The 24,107-nt window shown below is 58.3% G+C and carries 22 protein-coding genes; 13 read left to right on the plus strand and 9 right to left on the minus strand.

What is annotated here, in order from left to right:
• The first annotated feature begins 61 nt into the window (after nt 1-61).
• Complete coding sequence (locus tag VL197_14010; GenBank protein ID HUJ19093.1) at nt 62-205, plus strand: hypothetical protein; 144 nt, start codon at nt 62-64, stop codon at nt 203-205.
• A 75-nt stretch (nt 206-280) separates the two neighbouring features.
• On the opposite strand, the gene VL197_14015 is transcribed toward VL197_14010, so the two are convergent.
• Nucleotides 281-664: a cupin domain-containing protein gene (locus VL197_14015; protein HUJ19094.1), complete on the minus strand. Its 384-nt coding sequence runs from the start codon at nt 662-664 to the stop codon at nt 281-283.
• A 305-nt stretch (nt 665-969) separates the two neighbouring features.
• Between VL197_14015 and VL197_14020 the strand changes: the two genes are divergently transcribed.
• From VL197_14020 to VL197_14030, 3 genes are read left to right on the plus strand one after another with little or no spacing between them, the layout of a single operon-like run.
• Nucleotides 970-1,968 carry an NAD-dependent epimerase/dehydratase family protein gene (locus VL197_14020; GenBank protein ID HUJ19095.1) on the plus strand — a complete coding sequence of 333 codons (999 nt, stop codon included), beginning with the start codon at nt 970-972 and terminating at the stop codon, nt 1,966-1,968.
• 38 nt (nt 1,969-2,006) lie between these two features.
• Nucleotides 2,007-3,191, plus strand: a complete 1,185-nt coding sequence (locus VL197_14025) for a pyridoxal phosphate-dependent aminotransferase family protein (protein HUJ19096.1) — start codon at nt 2,007-2,009, stop codon at nt 3,189-3,191.
• The gene (locus tag VL197_14030) at nt 3,191-4,315 is read left to right on the plus strand and encodes a hypothetical protein (GenBank protein ID HUJ19097.1); all 1,125 of its coding nucleotides are present in this window, start codon (nt 3,191-3,193) and stop codon (nt 4,313-4,315) included. The genes VL197_14025 and VL197_14030 overlap by 1 nt, the downstream gene beginning before the upstream one ends.
• 186 nt (nt 4,316-4,501) lie before the next feature.
• Here the strand turns inward: VL197_14030 and VL197_14035 are convergent, their stop codons facing one another.
• The gene (locus VL197_14035; GenBank protein ID HUJ19098.1) at nt 4,502-5,389 is read right to left on the minus strand and encodes a phosphatase PAP2 family protein; all 888 of its coding nucleotides are present in this window, start codon (nt 5,387-5,389) and stop codon (nt 4,502-4,504) included.
• A gap of 263 nt (nt 5,390-5,652) precedes the next feature.
• Here VL197_14035 and VL197_14040 point away from each other — a divergent pair, with 263 nt between their 5' ends.
• A complete protein-coding gene (locus tag VL197_14040; GenBank protein ID HUJ19099.1) occupies nt 5,653-6,627 on the plus strand; it encodes a quinone oxidoreductase in 975 nt (324 codons plus the stop codon).
• A gap of 19 nt (nt 6,628-6,646) precedes the next feature.
• On the opposite strand, the gene dinB is transcribed toward VL197_14040, so the two are convergent.
• Nucleotides 6,647-7,675 carry a DNA polymerase IV gene (gene dinB, locus VL197_14045; GenBank protein ID HUJ19100.1) on the minus strand — a complete coding sequence of 343 codons (1,029 nt, stop codon included), beginning with the start codon at nt 7,673-7,675 and terminating at the stop codon, nt 6,647-6,649.
• Nucleotides 7,676-7,768: 93 nt separating this feature from the next.
• Entirely contained in the window at nt 7,769-10,318 is a 2,550-nt protein-coding gene (gene mgtA, locus VL197_14050; GenBank protein HUJ19101.1) for a magnesium-translocating P-type ATPase, read from the minus strand.
• A gap of 149 nt (nt 10,319-10,467) precedes the next feature.
• On the opposite strand from mgtA, the gene VL197_14055 reads away from it, so the two are divergent.
• From VL197_14055 to VL197_14090, 8 genes are all read left to right on the plus strand, one after another.
• Nucleotides 10,468-10,647, plus strand: coding sequence for a hypothetical protein (locus VL197_14055; GenBank protein ID HUJ19102.1), 180 nt, complete (start codon nt 10,468-10,470; stop codon nt 10,645-10,647).
• A 123-nt stretch (nt 10,648-10,770) separates the two neighbouring features.
• Nucleotides 10,771-11,652 carry a DMT family transporter gene (locus VL197_14060; GenBank protein HUJ19103.1) on the plus strand — a complete coding sequence of 294 codons (882 nt, stop codon included), beginning with the start codon at nt 10,771-10,773 and terminating at the stop codon, nt 11,650-11,652.
• 172 nt (nt 11,653-11,824) lie between these two features.
• Nucleotides 11,825-12,604 (plus strand): Ku protein, encoded by a 780-nt coding sequence (locus tag VL197_14065; protein HUJ19104.1) that lies wholly within the window; start codon nt 11,825-11,827, stop codon nt 12,602-12,604.
• A 117-nt stretch (nt 12,605-12,721) separates the two neighbouring features.
• On the plus strand, nt 12,722-13,507 hold the full coding sequence (locus tag VL197_14070) for a Ku protein (GenBank protein HUJ19105.1): 786 nt from the start codon (nt 12,722-12,724) through the stop codon (nt 13,505-13,507).
• On the plus strand, nt 13,504-14,409 hold the full coding sequence (ligD, locus tag VL197_14075) for a non-homologous end-joining DNA ligase (protein HUJ19106.1): 906 nt from the start codon (nt 13,504-13,506) through the stop codon (nt 14,407-14,409). Before VL197_14070 ends, ligD (VL197_14075) begins: the two co-directional genes overlap by 4 nt.
• Before the next feature lie 74 nt (nt 14,410-14,483).
• A complete protein-coding gene (gene ligD / locus VL197_14080; GenBank protein ID HUJ19107.1) occupies nt 14,484-16,100 on the plus strand; it encodes a non-homologous end-joining DNA ligase in 1,617 nt (538 codons plus the stop codon).
• A 186-nt stretch (nt 16,101-16,286) separates the two neighbouring features.
• Nucleotides 16,287-17,018 carry a DUF72 domain-containing protein gene (locus VL197_14085; protein HUJ19108.1) on the plus strand — a complete coding sequence of 244 codons (732 nt, stop codon included), beginning with the start codon at nt 16,287-16,289 and terminating at the stop codon, nt 17,016-17,018.
• A 47-nt stretch (nt 17,019-17,065) separates the two neighbouring features.
• Complete coding sequence (locus VL197_14090) at nt 17,066-17,245, plus strand: hypothetical protein (protein HUJ19109.1); 180 nt, start codon at nt 17,066-17,068, stop codon at nt 17,243-17,245.
• Nucleotides 17,246-17,389: 144 nt separating this feature from the next.
• Here VL197_14090 and deoC read toward each other — a convergent pair whose 3' ends face one another.
• The 5 genes from deoC to VL197_14115 form a co-directional block, all read right to left on the minus strand.
• Nucleotides 17,390-18,064: a deoxyribose-phosphate aldolase gene (deoC, locus tag VL197_14095; protein ID HUJ19110.1), complete on the minus strand. Its 675-nt coding sequence runs from the start codon at nt 18,062-18,064 to the stop codon at nt 17,390-17,392.
• Nucleotides 18,040-18,912, minus strand: coding sequence for a branched-chain-amino-acid transaminase (gene ilvE / locus VL197_14100; protein HUJ19111.1), 873 nt, complete (start codon nt 18,910-18,912; stop codon nt 18,040-18,042). The genes deoC and ilvE overlap by 25 nt, the downstream gene beginning before the upstream one ends.
• 217 nt (nt 18,913-19,129) lie before the next feature.
• Nucleotides 19,130-20,635, minus strand: a complete 1,506-nt coding sequence (locus VL197_14105) for an NAD(P)/FAD-dependent oxidoreductase (protein ID HUJ19112.1) — start codon at nt 20,633-20,635, stop codon at nt 19,130-19,132.
• Between the two features lie 30 nt (nt 20,636-20,665).
• Nucleotides 20,666-21,727: a phosphotransacetylase family protein gene (locus tag VL197_14110; protein ID HUJ19113.1), complete on the minus strand. Its 1,062-nt coding sequence runs from the start codon at nt 21,725-21,727 to the stop codon at nt 20,666-20,668.
• A 79-nt stretch (nt 21,728-21,806) separates the two neighbouring features.
• A complete protein-coding gene (locus VL197_14115) occupies nt 21,807-23,903 on the minus strand; it encodes an acetate--CoA ligase family protein (GenBank protein ID HUJ19114.1) in 2,097 nt (698 codons plus the stop codon).
• Nucleotides 23,904-24,107 lie beyond the last annotated feature (204 nt).

The following is a 24,107-nucleotide window of genomic DNA, read 5'->3' on the forward strand; positions in this document are numbered from 1 at the left end:
TGCATTTGCCTGTTCGGGACCACAAAGTCCTCACTCATATCAATAGTTAAGACCGTGCTTCATGGTTCTGTCAAGTGAACTTAAGTATGATGCAATAGAGCGCGGCTTGAGCACGCTGCTCGACAGCCGCGGCGAGGATATCCGGGAGCGGTGGAGCGCGGGAAAAGCGCAGACTTCAAGCAAAACTGCAACGGGAGATGTCTAGGGTGGAATGAAACAGCGGAGTCACATGATCGAGATTGCGATAAGACGGCAGCAAAGAGAGGTCCCGCCCTGTCCCCTACCCTATTTCGCTTTCTTTTGGCGGTATGATGCAGAGAAAGCCGAGCGGCTCTTCGCCGAGGGGGAATAATTGATGTTCCTCGTTCGGGCTGATATAGACCGCATCGCGGGGACCGACCTCGACTTCCTTGTTCCCGAGCAGCACGCGGGCCCTGCCGTGAAGGATGAAAATGCCGTGGTCGTGAGGGTGTTTCTCGTGCGCGGTCCAGCCTCCCGGCTCGACCCTGAAATAACGAACGATGAACTGCCGGGCGCCGTCGGCCTTCCCGATCAGAACCTTGCCGTCGGCACCCCTGGTATTCGATTTGGTATAACCTCGCGGGATCGCGCCTTCCCAGTTGAAATTTCCGTCCTCTCCCGTGAAACGGTGAACGACACCCATGCTTCGGCCTCCAAAATTCACATACTATACCTCATATAGGAACTTATTTCCTCTCTTTTTGAACGAGACAAAAACCGTCGGGAGAATAGAGCGGCCGCACTCTTGAGACCCCTTGACTTACGAGACCTATTATCCCCGTCTCAGAATCTCCCCTTATCTCATGACGCCGCCCACAAGTGCCGGACCCCTTTCCCCGGCCTCGGCCGGAGGGCATTTATAGAAACTTCAGTAATGTCTTGACAATGTCTTGACTTGCCTGATAATCTAGCTACACTTTAAAGTATAAGGATTGCGTGGGGAGGAGGATGGGGCAGGCGGAGTCTCGGCGGGCACTGGTCACGGGGGGAACCGGCTTTGTGGGAAGTCATCTTGTCGAACGGCTTCTGCAGAACGGCTATGAGGTAACCTGCCTGGCGAGGAACCCTCTTCATCTGCGCTGGCTCCAGGGCATGGACGTGCGGCTCGCACAGGGCGACTGCACGCAGCCTGAATCGCTCCCCGCGGCCGTGCAAGGCGTCTCGGTCGTATTCCATTGCGCCGGACTTACGAAAGCAAGACATGCCCGCGAATATTACCTCGTGAACCACCTCGGCACGAGGCATCTCCTGGAAGCATGCGCACGATATAATCCCGGTCTTGAGAAATTCATACTGGTCTCCAGCCAGGCGGCGGCAGGTCCAAGCCCGGACGGACGACCGGTCAAGGAGAGCGACGCCCCGCATCCCGTGTCTGATTACGGCAGGAGCAAGCTGCTCGCCGAAGACGAAGCGCGCGAATACAAGAACCGCCTCCCGGTCGTGATTCTCCGGCCATCGAGCGTCTATGGACCGAGAGATGCGGACGTTTACGAACTGTTCCGCTGGGCCGGCCGCGGCCTGACGCTCGAGATGACCGGGGGCGACCGGTATATCAACCTGTGCTACGTCGAAGACCTGGCAGCGGCGCTGCTTGTTTCGGCCGAGCGCAGGACGGAGAGCGGCGCTGTTTATTTTGTCGCGGAGAAGAGGCCTTATTCGTGGTCGGAATTCAGGGCATTGCTGCTCTCCACGGGCAACGTGAGGGCGCGCACGATCAAAATTCCCTACGCGGCGGCCTACATGATCGGCCTCGTCTCTGAGAGCGGAAGCCTGTTTACCAAAAGGCCTGCTCTTACGAGCAGGCAAAAGGTGCGGGAAGCCGCTCAGAGATACTGGCTTTGCGACACGCGGAAGATCGAGAATGACCTCCGCTTCCGGGCGGAGTATCCCCTGCAGAAAGGTCTGGAACTTACATGGCAATGGTACAGAAAAAACGACTGGCTGTAGCGGCGGATTTGATTCCGCCGAGAGTGGAGGACGCAGGCATGCCGGACTTGTTCGAAAAATGCAGGAAGTTTACGGCCGCGAAAGAGGTCATGGCCGCCGGGCTGTATCCCTATTTCCACGTCGTGGAATCGGAGCAGAGCCCCGAGGTGGTCGTCGAGGGCAGGAAGATGGTCATGCTGGGGTCGAACAATTATCTCGGGCTTACCGGCCATCCGAAGGTGAAGGAAGCGGCCATCGAAGCCGTGAAGAAATACGGAAGCGGCTGCGCGGGTTCGCGCTTCCTGAACGGGACCCTCGACATCCATGTGAAACTCGAGGAAAAGCTCGCTACATTCTTTCGCAAGGACGCCGCGCTCACCTTTTCCACGGGATATCAGACCAACCTCGGGATCATATCGTCCCTCGCTGGCAAGGACGACGTGGTCGTGATCGACAAACTCGACCACGCGAGCATCATCGATGCGTGCAGGCTGTCTTTCGCCGAGGTCAAGAAGTTCAAGCACAACGATATGAACAGCCTCGACTATGTCCTCAGGGAAAGCGGGAACCGCGGCAAACTCGTGGTCGTGGACGGCGTTTACAGCATGGAGGGGGACATCGCGCCGCTCCCCGACATCATCAAGGTCTGCAGAAAATACGGGGCGCGGCTCATGGTGGACGATGCCCACGGCATCGGCGTTCTGGGCAGGACCGGCAGAGGCACCGCCGAACACTTCGGCGTCGAGAAGGATGTGGACGTGATCATGGGCACCTACAGCAAATCCATGGCGTCCATCGGCGGTTTCGTCGCGGCCGACGAAGACGTGATCCATTACATGAAGCACACGTCCCGGCCGCTCATTTTCTCCGCAAGCCCTCCGCCTGCCTCGGTGGCGGCGGTGATTGCCGCCCTCGATATCATCGACCAGGAGCCGGAACGCAGGGAACGCCTCTGGCACAACACCAACAAAATGATGAAGGCGTTCAAGCAGATGGGCTTCGATACGGGCGCTACCGAGACGCCGATCATCCCCCTCGTCATAGGTGAGATGGAGCTGACGTTCATGATGTGGAAAACGCTGTACGATGACGGTGTGTTCGTGAACCCCGTGGTGCCGCCGGCTACCCAGGCCAGTCGCTGCCTGATCCGTACCAGTTACATGGCGACCCATACCGACGAGATGCTCGACCGCGTGCTGGGCATCCTTGAAAAGGCCTCGAAGAAGCTCGGCGTAATCGCCTGATGGCCAGCGGGGTGGAGATCGAACGTGTCGTTGATAAGGCAGGCGTGGACCGGTTCATTCGCTTCCCCTGGAAGGTCTACCAGGGAGATCCGAACTGGGTCCCGCCGCTCATCAGCGACATGAAGTTCATTCTCGGCGACAAGAACCCTTTTTTCCGCCACGCAGAAGCCGCCTATTTTCTCGCCCGCAAGAACGGGGACGTCGCAGGCAGGATCGCCGCGATCGTTGACCGCAACCACATCAATCTCCATAACGAGCAGGCGGGGTTCTTCGGATTCTTCGAATGTCTTCCGGACGTGGCCATTGCCCGGGACCTTCTGGATGCGGCCGCAGCATGGCTCAAAGAGCGCGATATCGAGATCATGCGCGGACCCATGAACCCCTCGACCAACGACGAGTGCGGGTTTCTTCTCGAGGGGTTCGACTCGCCCCCCATGATCATGATGACGTACACGCCGCCCTATTACCTCGACTACATGGAACGCTGCGGGCTGGTCAAGGCCAAGGACCTGTATGCATACCTCTCGGTCATAAAAGACGTGTCATCCGCAGGAAGGCTCGAACGACTATCGTCGGGCGTGAGAGCCAGGGTGCCGGGCCTCGTCGTGCGACCAGCCAACATGAAGGAGTTTAAGAACGAGCTTGCCGCGGTTAAGGACATCTACAACTCCGCCTGGGGACACAACTGGGGTTTCGTACCCATGACGGACGAGGAAATAGATTCCATGGCGAAACGGTTGAAGCCGCTCATCGTGCCGGAGCTGCTCATCATGGCCGAGGTGGGGGGCAGTCCCGCGGGATTCTTCATGGCTGTGCCCGACTACAACCAGGTCCTGCACAGGATCAACGGAAGGCTCGGGCCGCTCGAGCTCGTAAAATTTCTCTGGTATTCGAGAAAAATATCCGACATTCGCGTGCTCACCCTGGGCGTTAAAGAAGAGTTCCGGAAAAAAGGCATCGAGGGGTTGCTCTATCTCGAGTCGTTCAAGGCGGCGGTGCGCAGGGGCTACAAGCGCGCCGAGATGTCCTGGATCCTGGAAGACAACATGCCGATGCGCAAGGGGTGCGAGCTCATGGGCGGGAAAGTGTACAAGAAGTACCGGATCTACGAGAAGGGCATTTGACGTTTATCCGCATGAACGGGAGCTCGTCCTGCAATAAGCCGTATTCCCCGCGAGGATCACGCCAGCCTTGGAGAAGAGTAATCCTCAGTCACCGTTTCTGTCAGATCCCGAAGAAAGACAATCCGCAGAGGGGGCAGATAGACGCAGAGAATGCATTCCGCCAGGAGACTTGAGGGAACATCAATATTACCTGTTCGCTCGCGTCCGGCCCATGCGTGAGAGCGCCGCGAACAGGATCGGCGCCAGATACGCGGTCAGGGCCGTCAGGCCGACCCCCGCGATGACATCGATGACGTAGTGATACCGCAGATACACGGTCGAGATGATCAGTCCCGTCACCACCGGAACCAATCCCGCAAAAAGTCTTTTCTCCCCTGCTTTCCACGCGTAATAGAGGCTCATGAGCGAAACGGCCGTATGGCCGCTCGGGAAGGCATCGGTCTTGTTCTTTTCGAGACCGTTCAAGACGTCCTGGATCTTTTGGATGAACGGGGAAACCTGCAGGTCTCCGGTCTGGAGATGGCCGAGCGTAAAGCGTGGCCCGATTGCCGGAACGAGCAGGTAGCCGATGTAGGAAAGATAGAAGCAGAGCAGGATGCCGAACAGGGCCTCTTCGAATTCCCCGAACCTGCCCCTGCCAATGAGCACGACGCCGAGCGAGAGAGGGATGAAATAATAGCTGATGTAAGCGAACTGGAAGAGGGCCGTCAGAGCAGGACTGATCAGCCGTTCCATCCACACCGTGGGGTGAACGCCGAAGAGCGCATGATCGGCGGCGATGAGCCAGGCATCGAACATCGCCGGGTGAATGCCGGCAATGAGGACCCCCAGGCTGTTAAAGATCAGGAGAACCGTGATCACCGTGACGGCAACCGAAAGGATGAAGCCCTTCTTAGCCGGACCTCCCCTCGTGCGATAGAGGGCAATTGCGAGGATCGCGGCCGCCAGCCCCGCGTACGTCGCGAGCAGTCCGGCCCACGACGGGTTTCCATGCGCGGAAAAAACCGCAAGACCGGAGAGCAGCACAAGAAAAAAAAGCGTCAGCAGATCGGAGGGACTCAGGACGGGGCGCATGAGCGATATATACACTACCTTCGGAGAAATTGCAACGCAACATCCCTTCCCCGGGGACAATAGGTAAACGTGAATCCTCGCGTCACTAACGCACCCGTATGATGCCTGGTTCGCGATTCCAAGCACTGGCACTCCTTCATATCTTGTTGCAGCTGCATAAGTCGATCCAGTCCGCATAACCCATTTCTCGAAAATCCTGCTATGCTTTTTCATAGGAACGCGATTCGATCCTTAACGGATGCAACTTTAGGGGTGGAAAAACGATGAATGCCATCAAGATATCAAGCCACGGCGATGCTGATGTGCTGAAACTGACGGACATCGGGCCGGTGCCGAAGCCCGGAGCAGGCGAGGCGCTCGTAAGGATCCACGCGGCCGGCGTGAACTTCGTCGACATCTACCACCGGCGGGGATACTATCCCGTTAAGCTTCCCTTCATTCCCGGTCTGGAGGCTGCGGGCGTGGTGGAAGCGATCGGAGAGAAGGTCACGGGGATCCGCGCCGGGGACCGGGTCGCCTATACCGGGCACCTCGGAAGCTATGGCGAGTACACGACCATCGACGCGTCGCGGCTGATCCCGCTGCCTGACGGGCTATCGTTCACGGAAGGGGCGGCGTTTCCCCTGCAGGGGATGACGGCGCACTACCTCATCCATGAGTTTCGCAAGCCGAAGACGGGCGATACCGTCCTGGTCCACGCGGCGGCTGGGGGCGTGGGCGGACTTCTCGTGCAGTGGGCCAGGCGACTCGGCGCTGCGGTCATCGGGACGGTCGGGAGCGGGGAGAAGGCCGCAACGGCCCGGGAGGCGGGTGTTGATCACGTGATCGTCTATACCCAACAGGATTTTGCGGCTGAGACGAAGCGCCTGACAGGAGGCCGCGGTGCAGAGCTCATCCTCGACGGCGTGGGAAAGAGCACGTTCCCCGGCGACCTGGAGGCTGTTGCGGTCCGTGGCCACGTGGTGGTCTACGGCGCTGCGAGCGGACCCGCTGACCCCGTTGTTCCCAACAGCCTCATGGCGAAGTCGATATCCCTGTCCGGGGGAAGCCTGCCCAATTTTACGGCCGCGCGGGAAGAGCTCCTTCGCAGGTCCGGCGATGTCCTGAACGCTATCAGGGAAGGCTGGCTCAAGCTGCGCATCGACCGCGTGCTGCCGCTCGCCGAGGCGCAGAAGGCGCACCGGCTTCTCGAAGGCCGGCAGTCCATTGGCAAGATCGTTCTGAAGACGGCGGAGTGACCGAGCGTGGCCGCCTGCTTCAGATCTTATCGAGCCCGCTCAACCGAACGCCGATGAGCCGCACTTTCTTTGTGAACGCGACCCGTTTCATGCATTCGAAGGCTGCGCGCCTGATCACGTCTTCCGTGTTCGCGGGCGCGTCGAGGGTGAGCGACCTTGTGTGCGTTTTGAAATCATCGAACCGGATCTTGACCGTCACGGTCCTGGATCCGTATCCCCGCTCTCCGAGGTCTGCAACGACCTCTTTCACCAGTTCGACCAGCGTCCGGGCGAGAACCTGCCAGTCAGACACGTCCCTCTCGAAGGTCGTTTCCCTGCTCAGGGACCTGGGCTCCCAAAAAGTGATGAGCGGCCGTTCATCGATCCCCTGCGATGCTTCATGAAGATAACTGCCGTAGGAATGCCCGAACTCGCTGATCAGTGATTCCAGCGGCTGCAGAGCAAGCTCCCCGATAGTAATTATGCCCATGGCCGTCAGGCGGGCCCCGGTCTTCGGCCCCACACCCGAGAGCTTCCGGACCGGAAGCGGCCAGATCCTGGTTGCGATATCGCTTTCAACGATGATCGTGAGCCCGTCAGGCTTCTGCATATCCGAGGCGATCTTGGCGAGCAGCTTGTTGGGCGCGATGCCGACGGAACAGGTAAGGCCTGTTGCCTGCCGGATCCGCTGCTTGATGTCCATCCCGATATTCTCGGACGATCGCGGGCTGTCCGAGATGTCCAGGAACGCCTCGTCGATGCCCATGTCCTCCATGACAGGACTGAATTCGCGCAGCACGTTCTTGACGATCCCGGATACCCGGGAATACTCGGTGTAATCCACGGCCAGGAACACGCCTTCCGGGCAGAGCTTATACGCTGTCCGGAGCGGCATCGCTGAATGGATCCCGTACTTTCGCGCCTCGTAGGAGGCCGTGGAGACCACTCCCCGCCTCGTCGGGTCGCCTGCGCCGCCCACGATGACCGGTTTGCCAGCAAGCTCGGGCCGCCGCTTCTGCTCGACCGCGGCAAAGAAGGCATCCATGTCCATGTGCAGGATCCGTCTCATAGGTATGAGTATAACGGGTTATGGCAATTGAAACCGACGGGATGACAAAGATGCGACAGCGTGACGGGGTGAGTTAAGTTCGGAGTACGCATCTCACCTATCTGCAAAGCTGCGGAAAAACCACTGCTTGATCCCTTCTACCGCAAAAAGATAGAAAAGCACCAGGCCTGCCAGGATCGCAAAGAACGATAAAGGCGGCGGGACGAACCCGAGGTACGTGCCAAGCGGTGTGAACGGAAGGGCCACGGCAAGGCACACGACCGAAAGAGAACAGAGCGCAAGCCAGACGTTGGGACGGCTTTTGAACGGATTACGCCGGGTGCGGATGATGAAGATGACGAGCACCTGCGTTGCCATTGACTCGATGAACCAGCCGGTATGAAAAAGCTGCTCTCCGGCATGGAACACGCTCAGCATGATGAAAAAGGTCAGGAAGTCGAAAGCCGAGCTCACCGGCCCCACGGAGAGCATGAAGTTGCGGATGAAATTCATGTTCCAATGCCGGGGTTGGGAGAGATATTCTTCGTCGACGCTGTCGAGGGGGATGGGGATCTCCGAAACGTCGTAGAGGAGATTGTTCAAGAGGATCTGCACCGGCAGCATGGGAAGAAAGGGCAGGAAGAGCGTCGCTCCAGCCATGCTGAACATGTTCCCGAAATTGGAGCTCGTTCCCATCATGATGTATTTCATGATATTGCCGAAGGTGCGCCTGCCTTCCATGACCCCTTCGTGGAGCACGTTCAGGTCCTGTTCCAAAAGGATCATCTCCGCCGCGCTCTTTGCCACGTCCACGGCGCTGTCCACGGAAATGCCGATGTCCGCTGAATGGAGCGAGGGAGCGTCATTGATGCCGTCGCCCAGATACCCGACCACCCTGCCCCGCTGCTTCAAGGCAAGGATGACCCGGTTCTTTTGCGAGGGGTTGACCCTGCAGAAGAGGTTCACATTCTCCACGCAGGCCGCGAGCGCCTGATCGTCCATGCCCTGCATTTCAGCACCGGTCAATATGCCGATGATGGGCAGGCCGAGCTTCTCGCAGATATGACGGGTTACGAGTTCGTTGTCTCCGGTCACGACCTTGACCGCCACCCCCGCGTTCGTCAGTTTGGCCAGGGCCGCCTGGGCGCTTTGTTTCGGCGGGTCGAGAAAGGCTGCGAAACCGGCAAAGACCAGTTCCGTTTCATCATTCACTACGGCGTGATGTTCTGTCTGCGCCACCCTTTTCCAGGCGACGCCGAGCACCCGGAACCCGTCACGGGCGAACGTCTCGTGGAGCGCCCGGACCCGGGCCAGCGAGGCTTCGTCCATTGGCGTGGGATACTCTGCCTCCTGCTCCTCGCAGTGGATGCAGAAGCCCAGGATATCGTCAGGTGCCCCTTTTACAACGAGGAGCCTGTCCCTGCCGTTGTCAATGATCACGGAGACCCGGCGGCGCTCGAAATCGAAGGGGACCTCGTCGATCTTCTTCCAGGCTGCGACGTCTATCTCCTTGTGCTCGAGAATGGCGTCATCCATCGGGCTCCGCAGCCCGGATTCAAAGAAGCTGTTCAGATAGGCGAGCTCGAGAACGCGGCTGCTGTCCCGGCCGAGAGCGTCCACGTGGCGCTCAAGATGGATGCGGGCCTCGGTGAGCGTGCCGGTCTTGTCCGTGCACAGCACATCCATGCTCCCCAGGTTATGGATGGATTCGAGCCTTTTGACGATCACCTTTTTCTTTGCCATGCGCATGGCGCCCCGTGCCAGGGTCACGGAAACGATCATGGGCAGAAGCTCGGGCGTGAGTCCCACCGCAAGAGCCACGGCAAAGAGGAAGGATTCGAGCCAGGGCCGGCGGAAAAAGGCATTGGCCAGGACCACAAAGAGAACGAGCAGGATCGTAAACCGCATGATCAGGAGTCCGAAGCGCTGCGTGCCCTGCTCAAAAGAGGTGGGAGGCGCCTTGGCGGTGAGCGTATCCGAGATCTCGCCCAGGGCAGTGTTCGGCCCCGTGCGGCAAATGAGCACCGTGGCAGAGCCGCTCAACACGGACGTGCCCATGAAAACGGAGTTCACTGCGGCCGCCATATCCTGCCCCGCGTCGGGCAGGTCACGCGGGAACTTTTCAACAGGATAGGGTTCACCGGTCAGGAGCGCCTGTTTCACAAAGAAATCCTGAGCAACAAGCACTCGTCCGTCGCCGGGTATCAGATCGCCTGCGGAAAGAAGAACCACATCCCCTGGCACGAGTGCTGCGGCGGGGATTTCAATGCTCTTCCGGTCGCGCAGCGCCTGGACGCGGATCGCCACTGACTGACGAAGTGCTTCCGCAGCCTTGCCTGCGCGATGCTCCTGGATGAAATCCAGGGTCACGCTCATGACCACGATGGAGCCGATGATCAGGAAGCTGGTCACATCGCCGGTGAACGCAGAGACGGCGCTGGCGATGAGCAGGATGATGACGAGGGGGTTTTTGAACCTGGCGAGGAACTGAAGGAGCAGGGCGCGTTTCCGCGGCGGCCGCAGCATGTTCGGGCCGAACTGCTTCATCCGGTCCGTTGCCTCGCTGTTCGTGAGCCCTGCCAAGGTCGCGTTCAGCTGTTTCGAGAGCTCGGGAATGGATTGCTGCCAGAAGGGTTTTTCCTCATTCAATGAGGAAACGGTCATTTGCGTTCCTTTCCCTAAAAATAGCGATACACTTCCTCGGTCATGTACATGCGCTGATTTCTGAAACTGCCTGGCATCATACAGCATATCAAGGGTATTGAAAAGGACATACGCCCTTTTTTTGCTTGATCATGCCGGGAAGCGTTTGCATGGCACTTCTCGAGCTTTTCGATCCATCCCGGCAGGGAGAATGTCTGCCGGACCTCAACAACATCGAAATCTTGATAGTAGTTCTTCTGCCCCTCCGCCTGTCTGCAGCCGCCGATCCTGATCTTGTATCACGGATAAATGAACAGCTCATCTCCCTGTTTTCCATTATATACAAATAAAGGGCAAGGAGAGTCGGAGATGGGAGCTACTGCATCCGGAAAAAGGCTGCCAATAATTGTCTATAATTATATTGAATCTGAACCCCAAGACAGCATCGGCAGGACCGGGAAAGGAGGCGGCACTTGGATGAACAGAAGGGACAGGCACGGACCTGGCTCCTGACCGCGGTCGCCATGACAGCATTCGCCACCAACTCCGTGCTCTGTCGCATGGCTCTCGGAGCACATACGGTCGATGCTGCCAGCTTCACCGCCATCCGACTTGCTTCCGGGGCAGTTACCCTCGCGATGCTTACGCTCTTTCTGCGCGGCTATCATGCTCTGACTGCCGGTACTTGGTCCTCTGGTTTTCAGCTCTTTCTGTACGCCGTCGCGTTTTCCTTTGCCTACCTCAGCCTGAGCGCGGGGACCGGTTCTCTCATTCTCTTCGGTGCCGTCCAGGCCACGATGATCATTTCCGGTCTGCGGAGCGGCGAGCGGCCTCACGTTTTGCAATGGGCGGGCCTGGTGATCGCACTCGCGGGCCTGATCTACCTCGTCTTCCCCGGGATAGCTGCGCCTTCGCCCGGCGGCTCCCTCCTCATGGCAGTGGCCGGCATGGCCTGGGGCCTCTATTCGTTGCGGGGCCGCGGGGCAAAAGACCCGGCTTCCCGCACAGCGGGAAACTTCATCAGAGCCGTGCCGTTCGCTCTCGTGGTCTGGACGGCCAGCGTTCAAGGCCTCCATGCCGAGCCGAGGGGCATTCTGCTCGCAATCCTGTCCGGGTCGCTTGCCTCGGGGATCGGGTACGTCATCTGGTACGCGGCTCTGCAGGGCCTGTCCTCGACCCGTGCCGCAACAGTCCAGCTCTCGGTGCCGGTCCTCGCCGCGTTCGGAGGGGTCATCTTCCTGGCAGAGGTCGTTACACTTCGGCTGGTGATCGCCTCAATGCTGGTTCTCGGCGGCGTTGCGCTGACCGTCATTGCGAAGGAACTGAAAGCGGAACATGCGGCAGGCAAATCCTAAGACGCCGTTGTAGCCCCCCTCCTGCAACCTTCGTATCAATAATCGCAGTTTCCCGCCAACGGGTGGCGTTGACGACTGCACAAGCCGGTGGTACCCTATAAATAAAGGATTTGAATTGTCCCATTTCGCCTGCTCGGGATTACACGGATAAGAGAAGATGGGAGGATTTTTAATGGCCGGAGGAACGATCTGGAAGGGATTCATTCATTTTGGGGATTCGGACGTGCCCGTGAAGCTGCACACCGCGGTCAGGGAAGAGCGGATCCAGTTTCACCTCCTGCACAGCCGGGATCAGGCACGGTTGCGCCAGCAGATGATCTGTGCCTATGAAAAACTGCCGGTGTCCGCGGAAGAGCAAGCCAAAGGGTTTGAAGTAGAGGACGGGAAATATATCATCGTCGATCCGGAGGAGCTCGAACGATCGGCTCCGGAAGGCAGCCGGATGATCGAGGTCCATGAATTCGTCAAAACCGAACAGATCGACCCGCTCTTCGTTGACCGTGTCTACTACCTGGAGCCGGATAGTACGAACATTCAGGGAAAAGGATACAGCGCGCTTGTCAGGGCCTTAAAAGAGATGGGGGTGGAAGGCATCTGCACGTGGACCATGAGAAAGCGGTCCTATCTCGGGGCCTTGCAGGCGAGCGGAAAAGGTCTTCGTCTGAATACGCTGCGGCATGCCGACGAAGTGGTACCGGTGGCATCGCTTGCCTTGCAGCAAGCTCCCCTGTCGGAGAAAGAACTGAAGATCGGGAGCGAACTGATCGACAAGTTGACCGCTCCTTTCGAGCCGCAGAAGTTCGAAAACGAGCATCAGAAGAAGCTGCAGGATATGATCGAGAAAAAAGCCCGCGGGGAAGACGTTACGCTCCTGACCCCCAGGAGACTGAAACCAACAGAATCAGACCAGCTGCTTCAGGCACTTGAAGCGAGTCTGAAAAAAGCCGCCTGATAGGAAAGCTTCTAACCCCAGAGGAGACAGAGAATGAGGAATCCTTAAAAATAAATCGATCTCGAAATTCTCGATGGTCTCTGTGGTTACCGTTTAGACGTCAAGCAGGAGAATGACATGGCAGTTCAGGGAATATGGAGCGGGACGATCAGTTTCAGCCTGGTGGCCATACCGGTACGCCTGGTTACGGCCATAAGGCCCGGCCATATCTCCTTTCACCTGCTCCACAGCAAGGATTACTCTCCTCTGTCGCGAAGAATGTTCTGTCCGAAAGAGGGAGCAATGGTCCCCGCGGATGAGATCATCAGGGGATACGAGATCGTGCCCGACAAATACATACTGATGACGGACGAGGAGCTGGAATCCGTGTCCCCGGAACGGAGCCGCACGATCGAGATCCTCGAGTTCATCGATATGAAGGAAGTAGACCCGATCTATTATGATCACCCTTACTACCTCGTTCCTTCGAAAGGGGGCGAAAAAGCCTATCAGCTGCTGGTCGAGGTGATGCACCGGACAAACAAGGCCGGGCTCGCGAAGTTCGTGCTGGCTGAACGCGAGTATCTGGTGGCGGTGACGAGCAAAGAGGGAGCGCTGGCCCTGACCACACTTCATTACAGCGACGAAATACTTCCCGATGAAGACATTTCACCGAAGAAAGGAAAGATCGAGGCCGAAGAGGAAAGCAGAATGCAAAAAAGCATTGAGCAGATGATCGAAGACTTTGATCCGGGGAAATATGCGGACGAGCGCCGCAAAAAGCTCGTGGCTCTCCTGGAAGCGAAGGCAAAAGAGAAGGCCCCGGTCGAGGCTCCTGCAGTGGCGGAAGAAGAGGGAGAGGGTCCGGCCGATCTGGTCGCTGCGCTGGAGGAGAGCATGAGGAAAGTGAAGGAGAACAGGTGAGCAGAACATTTGTCGAAATGGAAGGGAGGAGACTCCCTTTATCGAACCTTGAAAAGGACCTCTATCCCTCTTATGGTTTCACGAAGGCCCGCATCCTGGAATACTATCGCGGGATTGCCCCGTTCATCCTGCCCCATTTGAAAGACCGGGCACTGACATTAAAACGCTATCCCGAGGGGGTGGAAAGGGATTTCTTTTTCGAGAAGCGTTGTCCTTCTCACCATCCGGCCTGGGTGAAAACGGCGGAGGTCCCCCAGGAAGGCGGAGAACCGATGACGGTCTGCATGGTCAACGACCTGGAAACGCTGATCTGGGCCGAGAACCTTGCGTCTCTCGAACTCCATGTGCCCCTGGCCAGGACCGGATCGTCTCAGACGCCCGATTCCATGGTCTTCGACCTCGATCCCGGCGAGCCGGCGAACATTCTCGATTGTGCCCGAGTGGCGCTCATCCTTCGGGACCTGCTCTCCCGCATGGGGCTTGTTGGCTATGCAAAAACCTCGGGGCAAAAGGGGCTCCATGTATTTGTCCCCTTGAACCGCAAGGAGACGACCTTTGAAGATACGAAGACATTTTCAAAAGCCGTTGCAGAAATCATGCAGAAACATTATCCGGACCTGGTGACCGCAAAAATGGCGAAGCAGGAGCGGAAAGCAAAGATATTCATCAACTGGTCCCAGAATGACGCTTCGAAAACGATGATCTGTGTTTATTCCCTGCGCGCCCGGGAAAAACCGTATGTTTCGTTTCCGCTCGAATGGGAGGAACTTGAGAATCTGGCCGGGCTTGGCGACCCGGAAAGGCTGCAGGTCATGCATTCGGAAGCTGTTCGCAGGGCGGAAGAAAAGGGAGACCTTTTTCAAGAGGTGCTCGTGAAAGAACAGAAACTGCCTCATCTATAAAGGCCAGAACAAAAGCGGGATCCAAAAGTCGTCTCACGCGAAGGCGAGGAGAGCACAGAGGTAAGCGACGAGACATGGAAAGGGGATTAAAGGAATACGCATCCAAACGGGAATTCGAGAAAACACCCGAACCGAAACCGGGCCTTCAACATGAGGGGGGCCGCCTCAAGTTCGTCATTCATAAGCACGCGGCACGGGCCCTTCATTATGATCTCAGGCTGGAGTTGGAAGGGGTGCTGAAAAGCTGGGCCGTGCCGAAAGGTCCATCGCTTGACCCTTCCTTGAAACGCCTGGCTGTCTTGGTTGAAGACCACCCCCTCGATTACAGGGATTTCGAGGGCGTTATCCCGGAGCACAATTACGGTGCAGGAAGCGTCATCATCTGGGACAAGGGCTATTATCATCACCCCGCCACGAACGACAAGGACGAAAGCGAGAAGCTCCTTCTGGAGGGATTTAAAAATGGAGATATAAAGTTCATACTCGAAGGGGAAAAACTTCACGGTGAATTCGCGCTGGTAAAGATGGGCAGGGACGGAAAGTCGTGGCTGCTCTTGAAGAAAAAAGATCGGGACTCTGCCAAGGAAGATATTCTTAAGGAGAACCGCTCCGTAGTGTCCCATAAGACGCTGGAGGAGATGCTCGAGACCAACACGGCTAAATCGTTCAAGCAAAAAAAATCAATCCAGATCCGTGTGCACGAAGCACTGGAAAGCGAGGACCTGAAGGACGCGCCGATCAGGCCGATGCGAAAGGCTGTACGACCGATGCTCGCGACCGTGGCCGAGTCACCCTTTGATCATCCGGACTGGATCTTTGAAGTGAAATGGGACGGATACCGCGCCTTAGCCGAAGTCCGGGACGACGGCGTTTCCCTCTATTCGCGAAATGGAATCTCGTTCAACAAGAAATTCTCTCCTATCGTGGCGGCGCTTCGAAAATTCGGATCTAACGCTGTGCTGGACGGCGAAATCGTCGTGGTGGACGATCAGGGCAGGCCTGATTTTCAGATGCTGCAACATTACCAGGACCTCGGAAGCGGTCATTTGCTCTACCACGTTTTCGACCTCCTCCACTTCCAGGGACATGATATGACCGGCCTGCCCCTGCTCAGGAGGAAAGAACTCTTGAAAAGAATTCTCCCCTCTTCCCCAAAAATACGGTTCAGCGATCACATCGGGAAAGAGGGCGTCTTGTTTTACAACGTCGTCAGGGAAAAGGGCCTGGAAGGGATCATCGCCAAGCAGGCTCAAAGCCTGTACGACGCGGGCAGAAGAAGCCGGCAGTGGCTGAAAGTGAAAACACGGCTCACCCAGGAGGGCGTGATCGCTGGTTTCACGGAACCGGGCGGTGGGAGAAAACATTTCGGCGCACTTGTGCTGGGCCTCTTCGATGGGGACGAATTGATGTACATCGGTCACGTCGGAGGCGGGTTCTCGGAGAGAGATCTAAAGGATATCCACGAACAATTGGCGCCCCTGATCCAAAAAGAATGTCCTTTTAAGGTGACTCCGGAGACCAATGCCCGCGTTACCTGGGTCAGGCCGGAGCTGGTCTGTGAGGTTGGTTTGTCCGGCTGGACTGAAGACGATGTCATGAGGCAGCCCGTTTTCCTGCGGCTGCGCGAGGACAAAGCCGCCCGCGAAGTAGTGAGCGAGAAACCACTGATAGGCGACGGGGGAGGACCTTAACCACAGGCGGCTTCGCCGCACACGGGTAAATACTATTTTTTAGGTTCAGGATTCAAATCGGTGTTTATGTTTCTCGGTGTGTCCGCGAAGCGGACCCGTGGTTTCATGCGTATTGTCTTTTCTTGGCGTTCTTCAGGACATCAAGGTGCAGGGCTTTGTTTTTACGAATGTATGAGGAGGTAGATCATGAAAATCCACGTCGGTACAAGCGGGTTCGCGCATAAGGAATGGAATGGGAAATTCTATCCTGAAAAGATCTCGCCCAAGGACATGCTTCGCTTCTATGCCGAACGCCTCAACACGGTTGAGATCAATAACACCTTTTATCACATGCCCAAAGAGAGCGTACTGACGTCCTGGGCGGAACAGGTCCCCGATGATTTTGTGTTCGCGCTCAAAGCGCCCCAGGTCATAACGCATATGAAACAGCTCCGGAATGTGTTCGAGCAGACCGGGTACCTCTTCAGGTCGCTGTCAATTCTGGACAAAAAGCTGGGGCCGATCCTGTTTCAGTTTCCTAAGAGTTTTCGTGAGGACCGGCCTGCGCTGGCAGACTTTCTCCCTCTGATTCCTGACAACACGGCCTGCGCATTCGATTTCCGCAGCCCGACCTGGCTCGATGCTGAAACTCTGGACCTCCTTCGTGAAAAAGGATGCAGCTGGTGCATCGAGGATACTGACGAGAACCCGATCCAGGAAATTATCAGCACTGCGCCATGGGGGTACCTGCGCCTGCGCCGTTCCGATTACGCGGATGCTGATATGTCGCAATGGTTGGAAAAGATCCTCTCGCAAAAATGGGAGAGGGCCTTCGTGTTCTTTAAACACGAGGACGGACCCGAAATGGCAATGCGGTTCCAGGAGCTTGTCGAATCGAGGGGGAAACCAAGGGAGGCAAGAATAAATAAAGCTCGTTAGTGAAGTTTAAATTGAAGCGGAGAATCGTCAAAAGGAAGTGATCGATCATGAAACCGGTAGATATCCTCGAATGGACGATGGGGTGGGCTTGGCCTATTATGACCGGCATCGCGGTCCTGATGGCCTTGAGCGTAGCGCGGATCATGAGCTGGGATGAGCAGGACCTGTCTCAGGAAAAGTCATCCGGTCCGATCCCGGGCAAGAACTGTGTCTGTCAGTGTGGCTAACAATGAACATCGCTGTCGGTGACGGGGACAAGGGAATAGGAAGATGACCACCGGGCGGGCATTCCGCGGTGTTCGAGTGCAGTTCAGAATGAGCGGAGAACGCCGAGGGCGCTGGTTCGCAGAAGGGTCTCCTGTCACGTGAAACTACTTTCTGCTTTTCAAATACTCCTCCATGATCGCCGGCCCCGCGCTGGTCCCGATGCGTTCCGCTCCGGCCTCAATGAGCGCGGAGACAGCGGCAAGGTCGCGGATCCCGCCCGATGCCTTGATGCGGCACTGGGAGCCGACGGCCTCACGGATGAGGCGGAGGTCCTCGACGCTTGCACCCCGGGAGCCGTAACCGGTCGAAGTCTTGACGAACTCGGCTCCGGCCTTTGCGGCTATTTTGGAGACGCGAACGATCTCGTCGGAGGTGAGGCTGCCGGTCTCGATGATGACCTTGTGCACTTTTTGCGGCGTCATGGCGATAACGTTCTTGACGTCGATCTCCACGAAATCGTATTTCCCCGACTTCACCATACCCACGTTGACCACGATATCGAGCTCGGAGGCCCCGTTCTTCATCGCTTCCATGGCCTCGACGATCTTTACGGTCGTCGTGCTTGCTCCGTGGGGAAAGCCGACCACGCTGCAGACCTTGATCAGGCTGTTGGACAGCCATTCGCGGGCCCGGGAAACGTGGCAGCTGCTCACGACAACGCAGGCGAATCCGTATCGCTTCGCGTCCTTGCAGGCCCGGGCGACATCGTCGATCGTCGTTTCCGGCCCGACGACCGTATGATCGATGAGCTGGGCTAGCTGGATTTCGTCTTCAAACATCGACGCACCTCGTCTTGATAGGCCCTCCGCAGGACCGACGTAACCGGGCCAGGCGTCCCCTTCCCCACGGGCCGGCCATCGACCGTAGAGACCGGCATGACCTCGATCGTCGTGTTCGTAATGAAACATTCGTCTGCTTCGTAGAGGTCCCGGGGGAGGATCGGCGCCTCCCTCGTCTCGATCGATTCCTTGCCGGCAAGCTCCAGCAAAAGCCCCCGCGTGACGCCTTCCAGGATGCCGGTCCGGAGGTGGGGTGTGTAGAGAACTCCGGCCTTCACCAGGAAGATGTTGCTGATCGTGCCCTCCGCGACATAGCCTTCCCAGTTCAGCATGATCGCTTCGTATGCTCCCGCACGGATCGATTCGATCTTGGCAAGGATGTTGTTCAGGAAGTTCGTCCCCTTGATCGAGGGGTTAAGGGCGAGCGGATGATTGCGGCGCGTCTTCACTATCGCTACGGAGACTCCGCGTTCATAGTAGCCAGCCGGATACGCCGTGAACGGCTTCGCGATGATCACCATGGTCGGGGCCGGGCAGAGGGCGGGGTCAAGCCCGATCTCTCCGGTCCCCCGGGAAACCTGAATGCGGACGTAAGCATCGCCCAGCTTGTTCGCACTGATGGTGTCCAGCAGCGCCTTGCCGATATGCTCCAGAGGAAGGGGAAGGTTGAGGGAGATGGCATCGGCGGAGCTTTTCAGCCGCAGCAGGTGCTTGTCCGCGAGGAAGAGCATCCCGTCGTACGCCCGCAGGGTCTCGTAGATGCCGTCGCCGTAGAGGTAGCCGTGGTCGAAGACGGACACCCTCGCATCCTCTTTCGGAACAAGGTTGCCGTTCAGGTAGACAAGCATGGACAACCCTATCATTAAAGGAATCGGGTGTCAAGACGGGATGAGGAGCTGAGGACTTTGCAGCAATCCGGACAGGCGGATGAATTGCTCCCGCAAGCATTCATCCTGAGCGTGTGCAGGATTTCAGGGAAGGGCAAGGCGAGAATCTGCACACAGTATCATCCTGATGAATAGGGCGGCGATTGAGGAAACCCGGCCATTGTGCTTCAATCGTGCATCAGGAGCTGACCGCAAAGCGCACTTTTTCCTTTTTGCAGATAATCTGGATCACGTTCCGGCCTGACATCGCGGCCGAGGGCAGTCCGCCTCCGGGCTCCACCCAATGTCCGGCCATGTAGAAATTGTCCAGCCCCGGCAGGGTCTTCCGCATGGGCTTTCCGAAGAACCAGGTCCGGGGGGTCACCTGCCAGCCCTCGAAACTGCCCCTCCAGTTCCCCGTGTACCGGACGAAGGTCGTCGGTGATGCCACATCCCGCATCTCGACCTGGCCGGCCAGGCCGGGAAACCGCCTGTCGAGGATCGCGATGATCCCGTCAGCAACCTTTTCCTTCTCGGCTTTATAGCGGTCGTCATGCTCACGGAGACTTCTCCAATACTCAAAGTCGGTCCGCAGCATCACGACCAGCAGGGTCTTGCCCTCGGGTGCCAGCACGGGATCGTAATTGTAGATATGCACAGGAATGAACTCGTGCTCCACGCCGCCGACCATGAAGGGCCTCGTGAGTTCCAGGGCGAAGCTTGTTGACGGAGGGATATCGGGAAAGGTCCTGTTCACGCCCAGCGCGATGTACACGAGGGGCGGGAAGGGGATCAGCTTCTCATAGTAGCCCCTGATCACGTCGTCCAGGTACTTCCCTTCGAGCATTTCAAAGATGGTCGCGTGGCCGTCGGCCGCCGAAATCACGTAGTCCGCGCGATGCTCCGAACCGTCCTCGAGCCGGATGCCCACGGCGCGGCCGTTCTCGGTCAGGATCTTCGCCGCTTTTGCCTTGTACTGGATCTCGCCCCCCAGCGTGAGATAGCGCTTCTCGATGGACCGGGCGAACTCGAGCGACCCTCCGAGCGGGTACCCCGCCGCCCTGTTGTGCATCAAGGCAAGGGTCATGAGCATGAAGGACATGGGGAAGTCCGGTTGAAAGAGCTGCGAAAACGCTTTCCGCACCAGCGGGTCCCTGAACCGCTCCCCGAACTCCCTGAGGGAGATCCGGTTCCATTTCCAGAGCATACGCAGAAGCGGGAATTTTGTGACAACCAGCTTCAGGAGGTCGAAGAGGTTCGATACCTCGGGGGCCTTTTTCAGCGGCGGTTCCATCCGGGTGCACCTGCGAACGGCGGTGATGAACTCGTCGATGACGCCGCCGTCCTCCGGAGCGATTTCCCGCAGGTGCTGCTCCAGCCTGTCGATGTTGGTCGAGACAATGAATGTTTTTCCATCCGCTCCTTCGTACCGCGCGTACTCGTCGTAATCGACGAAGGCCGTGCCCTCGAGCGCACCGAGGTCCTGCCAGATCCGGTAAAAGCCGGATTGCGGACCGGAGCCGACCAGCCAGTGGATGCACCCGTCCACCGTATATCCCTGCCGCTTCCAGGCGGTGCAGAGCCCGCCCGGCTTCTTCTTGTGCATCTCGAAGATATGCGTGCGGAATCCGTTCATCTGGCCGTAACAGCCCGCAGAGAGGCCCGCGATCCCTCCCCCGATGATAATGATCGTTCTTTCAGGCATGGGTCACCTCCTGCGTACGATGATGCCGCATCACACCTTGTCCAGCTTCCGGAGGAATCCGAACATGTCGAAACCTGAGGCGATCAGCTCCCGGGTGCGCCCGATCTTCTTGGCGTCCAGGATGCTGCTCTTGCCCATGCGGTGCTCGATCTTGTTGATGGCGCTGAAGGTATCGTCCGGAACGGACAGGATGGGCACCCCGCGCGACTGCGCCTTCCCGAGAACGACCTCATTGGTCTGGAGCCCTCCCGTCAGGATGATGCACTTCGTCGACGTCTCCAGCGCCGCGAGCTGGATGTCTGACCGGTGCGCACCGGTGATGACGGCCTTGTTCGGCGTTCTCCGGAAATAGTTCAGCGCGCTGTCGACATCCATCGCCCCGATCAGGAAGTTCTCGACGAATTCCTGCAGCCGGTCCTCGCAGCAGAGGACCTTGCCGCTCAGTGTCTCATTCAGCTCGGCAACGGTCACGGATTCCAGGAACTTGTCCCGGGGGAACACTCCGAAGACAGGCACTCCCTTTTGCTCCAGGAACGGCCGCACGGTCGTCTTGATGTGGTCCATCATCGTTGCCGGCACCTTGTTCAGCACTCCGCCCAGGAACCGGTTCCCGAGCAGGGTGCGCGCTCCGAAGAGGGCGTCGGCCGAGATGTCCCCGCGCCACGCTTCGACCACGAGGACCCGTGCTTTGAGGGCCTCGGCGAGCGAGACCGTGTCGAGGCCGAGCAGCGAGCCATCGAAAAAGTCGCCGGCGCCGCCGATGATGATGAAGTCCTTTTTTTTCAGGGTCCCATAGGCGGACAGGACCTGCTTGTTCACGTCCTTGAGCTGCCCCTGCAGAAGCAGCGTCAGGTTCTCGTAGGTCTCGACAAAGGGAGAGATGACCTCTATCGGCTCAGCCAGCTCCAGCGATTGCCGCATGAAGAGCGCCGTTGCATCGTAGACCTCCTTGCCCATCTTGACCGGTGTTTTCCCCAGGGGCTTGATGTAACCGATCCGATAGCCCTGCTCGATCAGTTTGAGCGCGACCCCGAGCGCGACAAAGGTACGGCCGGCGTAACCCGCTGTGGATGCGATGAGAATAGGAACCATGAAGAGCCTCCTCGGATTATCAAGAGTGACGATCGACGGATGACGTCGAAAGCGCTTTTTCTCTTTAATGCTGATGCTGTCACTTTTCCGGCTGCCTGAACACGATCCGTGCATCGAGGGCAACGGCGCCCCGCTCCCCCACCAGAAGCGGATTGACGTCCAGCTCCTGGATCTCGGGGAAATCGGAAATGAGGCAGGACAGGTGCACGATGTTGTTCGCGATGGCATTGATATCCGCCGGCTTCTCACCCCGTGCCCCCCGCAGCAGGCCGCTTGTCCTTATCTCGTTCACCATGGCCACGGCGTCGCGCCGGGCGACCGGCACGATGCGGAAGGAAACGTCCTTCAGGACCTCCACATAGATGCCGCCCAGTCCGAACATGATCATGTGACCGAAGGTGCGGTCGAAGGTGACGCCCAGGATCACCTCCCTGCCCCCCTGCACCATCTCGGACACCATCACGCCCTTGATGAAGGCGTCGCGCATGAGACGCCGGGCGTTCGTCGTGATCTCGGTGAAGGCCTCTTCCGCCTCCTGTCCGGTCCTGATATTGACGCGCACGCCGCCCACGTCGGTCTTGTGCAGGATGTCCGGCGACGATATCTTCATCACGACGGGGAAGCCGATCTTCGCGGCGACCCGGGCGGCCTCGGCCGAAGTCTTTACGAGGGCGTGGCGGGGAAACTGGAAGCCGTAGAAGGTGAGGATCTGCATGGCTTCCTCTTCGCCCACTTGGTAGATCCCGGACCGCAGGATCGACGCGACCGCTTCCGCCGCGGCATCGAAATTGTACCAGCAGGTGCTGAGCTCTTCCGGAACGACATTCATCCACGCCTGCTGATCGGCCAGACGCTTGAAGGCCTTCACGGCAAGCTCGGGGTAGGAAAAGTTCGGAAGCGAAGCTGCCTTCAGCCGCTCGATCGCCGGCCGCACCCGCTTCTCGCCCATGAAGGAGGTGATCACGGGCTTTTCGGTCGATCTCGCGGCCGCGATCACCACATCGGCTGTCCGTTCGATGTCCGTCATGGCCTGGGGCGTCAGGATGACCAGGATGCCGTCCACGTTCGGATCGCGGGTCGCCTGCTCCAGCACGGCCGCATACCGGTCCGAGGTGGCGTCGCCGATCACGTCGACGGGGTTAAAGACGGTGGCGTTGGGCGGAAGCTTTCTTGCCATGGCCATAATGCTTTCCCGGGTCATGTGCGGCAGATCGACGCCGAGCTTCTCTGCGGTGTCCGCGGCGATGATGCCGGGGCCGCCTGCGTTGGTTACCACAAGCAGGCCGTTGCCCGCCGGGATCTTGCCCTCGGAAAAGGCGAGGGCCGTGTCGAACAGGTCCTGTACTCCCTGGGCCCGCATGATCCCGGTCTGGCGGAATGCCGCATTGAAGGCGACATCGGAGCCGGCAAGGGCGCCGGTGTGCGACGATGCCGCCCGCGCCCCCGCCTCGGTGCCTCCCGACTTCAGGAGGATGATCGGCTTAAGCTTCGTTGCCTTGAGCGCTACCTCCATGAACCGCTTGCCTTCCACCACATCCTCGATATAGCCCAGGATGAGGTTCGTCTCGGGATCGTCCATGAAGTACTCGATGAAGTCGATCTCCGACAGGTCCGCCTTGTTGCCAAGGCTGACGAATTTGGAGAACCCGACCCCGTTCCCGATGGCCCAGTCCATGATAGCGATGCCCATGGCGCCTGACTGCGAGAAGAAGGCGATCCTGCCTCGGGGGAGCATGTCCGCTGCAAAGGTGGCGTTCATGCTGTTCGCCGTATTGATCAGCCCGAGGCAATTTGGTCCGAGGATCCGGATCTTCCGCTCCCTGCTGATCTTCTTGAGATCCTCTTCAAGGAGCGTCCCCTCCTTGCCCGCTTCCTTGAAACCGGCGCTTATAACAATTGAGGAACGGATCCCGGCGGCCGCGCAGTCCCTGAGGGAATTGGGAACGAACGCCGCGGGGATCGCGATGATCGCGAGGTCGACCGGTCCGGAGATCGCGGCGACGCTCGGATAAGCCTTCAGCCCCAGGATGTTCCCGCCCGACGGGTTGACGGGATAGAGCCTGCCCTGAAAATTGAACCGGATGAGATTCTGCAGAACGGCGTGACCGACTTTGCGTGAGTCCTGGGATGCACCGATGACCGCGATGGAAGAGGGGTTGACAAGCGAGTCGAGCATGATGCTGTAAGTGTAGTTGAGAAATCAGGGATGGTCAAGTGCGGATGACGTCAAATCGGAAAGGCGAAGGGGACCTCCCCTCTGCGGAAGAAGAGAAGGGGGTATTTCGAACTTGCCGGAAAAGCCATATTCGGTGTCGGCGGCGGGAGATGCTCACGTGCAGGCCGGCTCTTGGCCTGGTCCCGGTCGTCAAAGGCCTCGCGT

This window comes from Nitrospirota bacterium (genome assembly GCA_035516965.1).
Classification (GTDB): domain Bacteria; phylum Nitrospirota; class UBA9217; order UBA9217; family UBA9217; genus MHEA01.

Coding starts and splice junctions, on each gene's coding strand:
- VL197_14010 (HUJ19093.1), top strand. CDS start 62: ATGGTTCTGTCAAGTGAACTTAAGTATGATGCAATAGAGCGCGGCTTG.
- VL197_14015 (HUJ19094.1), bottom strand. CDS start 664: ATGGGTGTCGTTCACCGTTTCACGGGAGAGGACGGAAATTTCAACTGG.
- VL197_14020 (HUJ19095.1), top strand. CDS start 970: ATGGGGCAGGCGGAGTCTCGGCGGGCACTGGTCACGGGGGGAACCGGC.
- VL197_14025 (HUJ19096.1), top strand. CDS start 2,007: ATGCCGGACTTGTTCGAAAAATGCAGGAAGTTTACGGCCGCGAAAGAG.
- VL197_14030 (HUJ19097.1), top strand. CDS start 3,191: ATGGCCAGCGGGGTGGAGATCGAACGTGTCGTTGATAAGGCAGGCGTG.
- VL197_14035 (HUJ19098.1), bottom strand. CDS start 5,389: ATGCGCCCCGTCCTGAGTCCCTCCGATCTGCTGACGCTTTTTTTTCTT.
- VL197_14040 (HUJ19099.1), top strand. CDS start 5,653: ATGAATGCCATCAAGATATCAAGCCACGGCGATGCTGATGTGCTGAAA.
- dinB (HUJ19100.1), bottom strand. CDS start 7,675: ATGAGACGGATCCTGCACATGGACATGGATGCCTTCTTTGCCGCGGTC.
- mgtA (HUJ19101.1), bottom strand. CDS start 10,318: ATGACCGTTTCCTCATTGAATGAGGAAAAACCCTTCTGGCAGCAATCC.
- VL197_14055 (HUJ19102.1), top strand. CDS start 10,468: ATGGCACTTCTCGAGCTTTTCGATCCATCCCGGCAGGGAGAATGTCTG.
- VL197_14065 (HUJ19104.1), top strand. CDS start 11,825: ATGGCCGGAGGAACGATCTGGAAGGGATTCATTCATTTTGGGGATTCG.
- VL197_14070 (HUJ19105.1), top strand. CDS start 12,722: ATGGCAGTTCAGGGAATATGGAGCGGGACGATCAGTTTCAGCCTGGTG.
- ligD (HUJ19107.1), top strand. CDS start 14,484: ATGGAAAGGGGATTAAAGGAATACGCATCCAAACGGGAATTCGAGAAA.
- VL197_14085 (HUJ19108.1), top strand. CDS start 16,287: ATGAAAATCCACGTCGGTACAAGCGGGTTCGCGCATAAGGAATGGAAT.
- VL197_14090 (HUJ19109.1), top strand. CDS start 17,066: ATGAAACCGGTAGATATCCTCGAATGGACGATGGGGTGGGCTTGGCCT.
- deoC (HUJ19110.1), bottom strand. CDS start 18,064: ATGTTTGAAGACGAAATCCAGCTAGCCCAGCTCATCGATCATACGGTC.
- ilvE (HUJ19111.1), bottom strand. CDS start 18,912: ATGCTTGTCTACCTGAACGGCAACCTTGTTCCGAAAGAGGATGCGAGG.
- VL197_14105 (HUJ19112.1), bottom strand. CDS start 20,635: ATGCCTGAAAGAACGATCATTATCATCGGGGGAGGGATCGCGGGCCTC.
- VL197_14110 (HUJ19113.1), bottom strand. CDS start 21,727: ATGGTTCCTATTCTCATCGCATCCACAGCGGGTTACGCCGGCCGTACC.
- VL197_14115 (HUJ19114.1), bottom strand. CDS start 23,903: ATGCTCGACTCGCTTGTCAACCCCTCTTCCATCGCGGTCATCGGTGCA.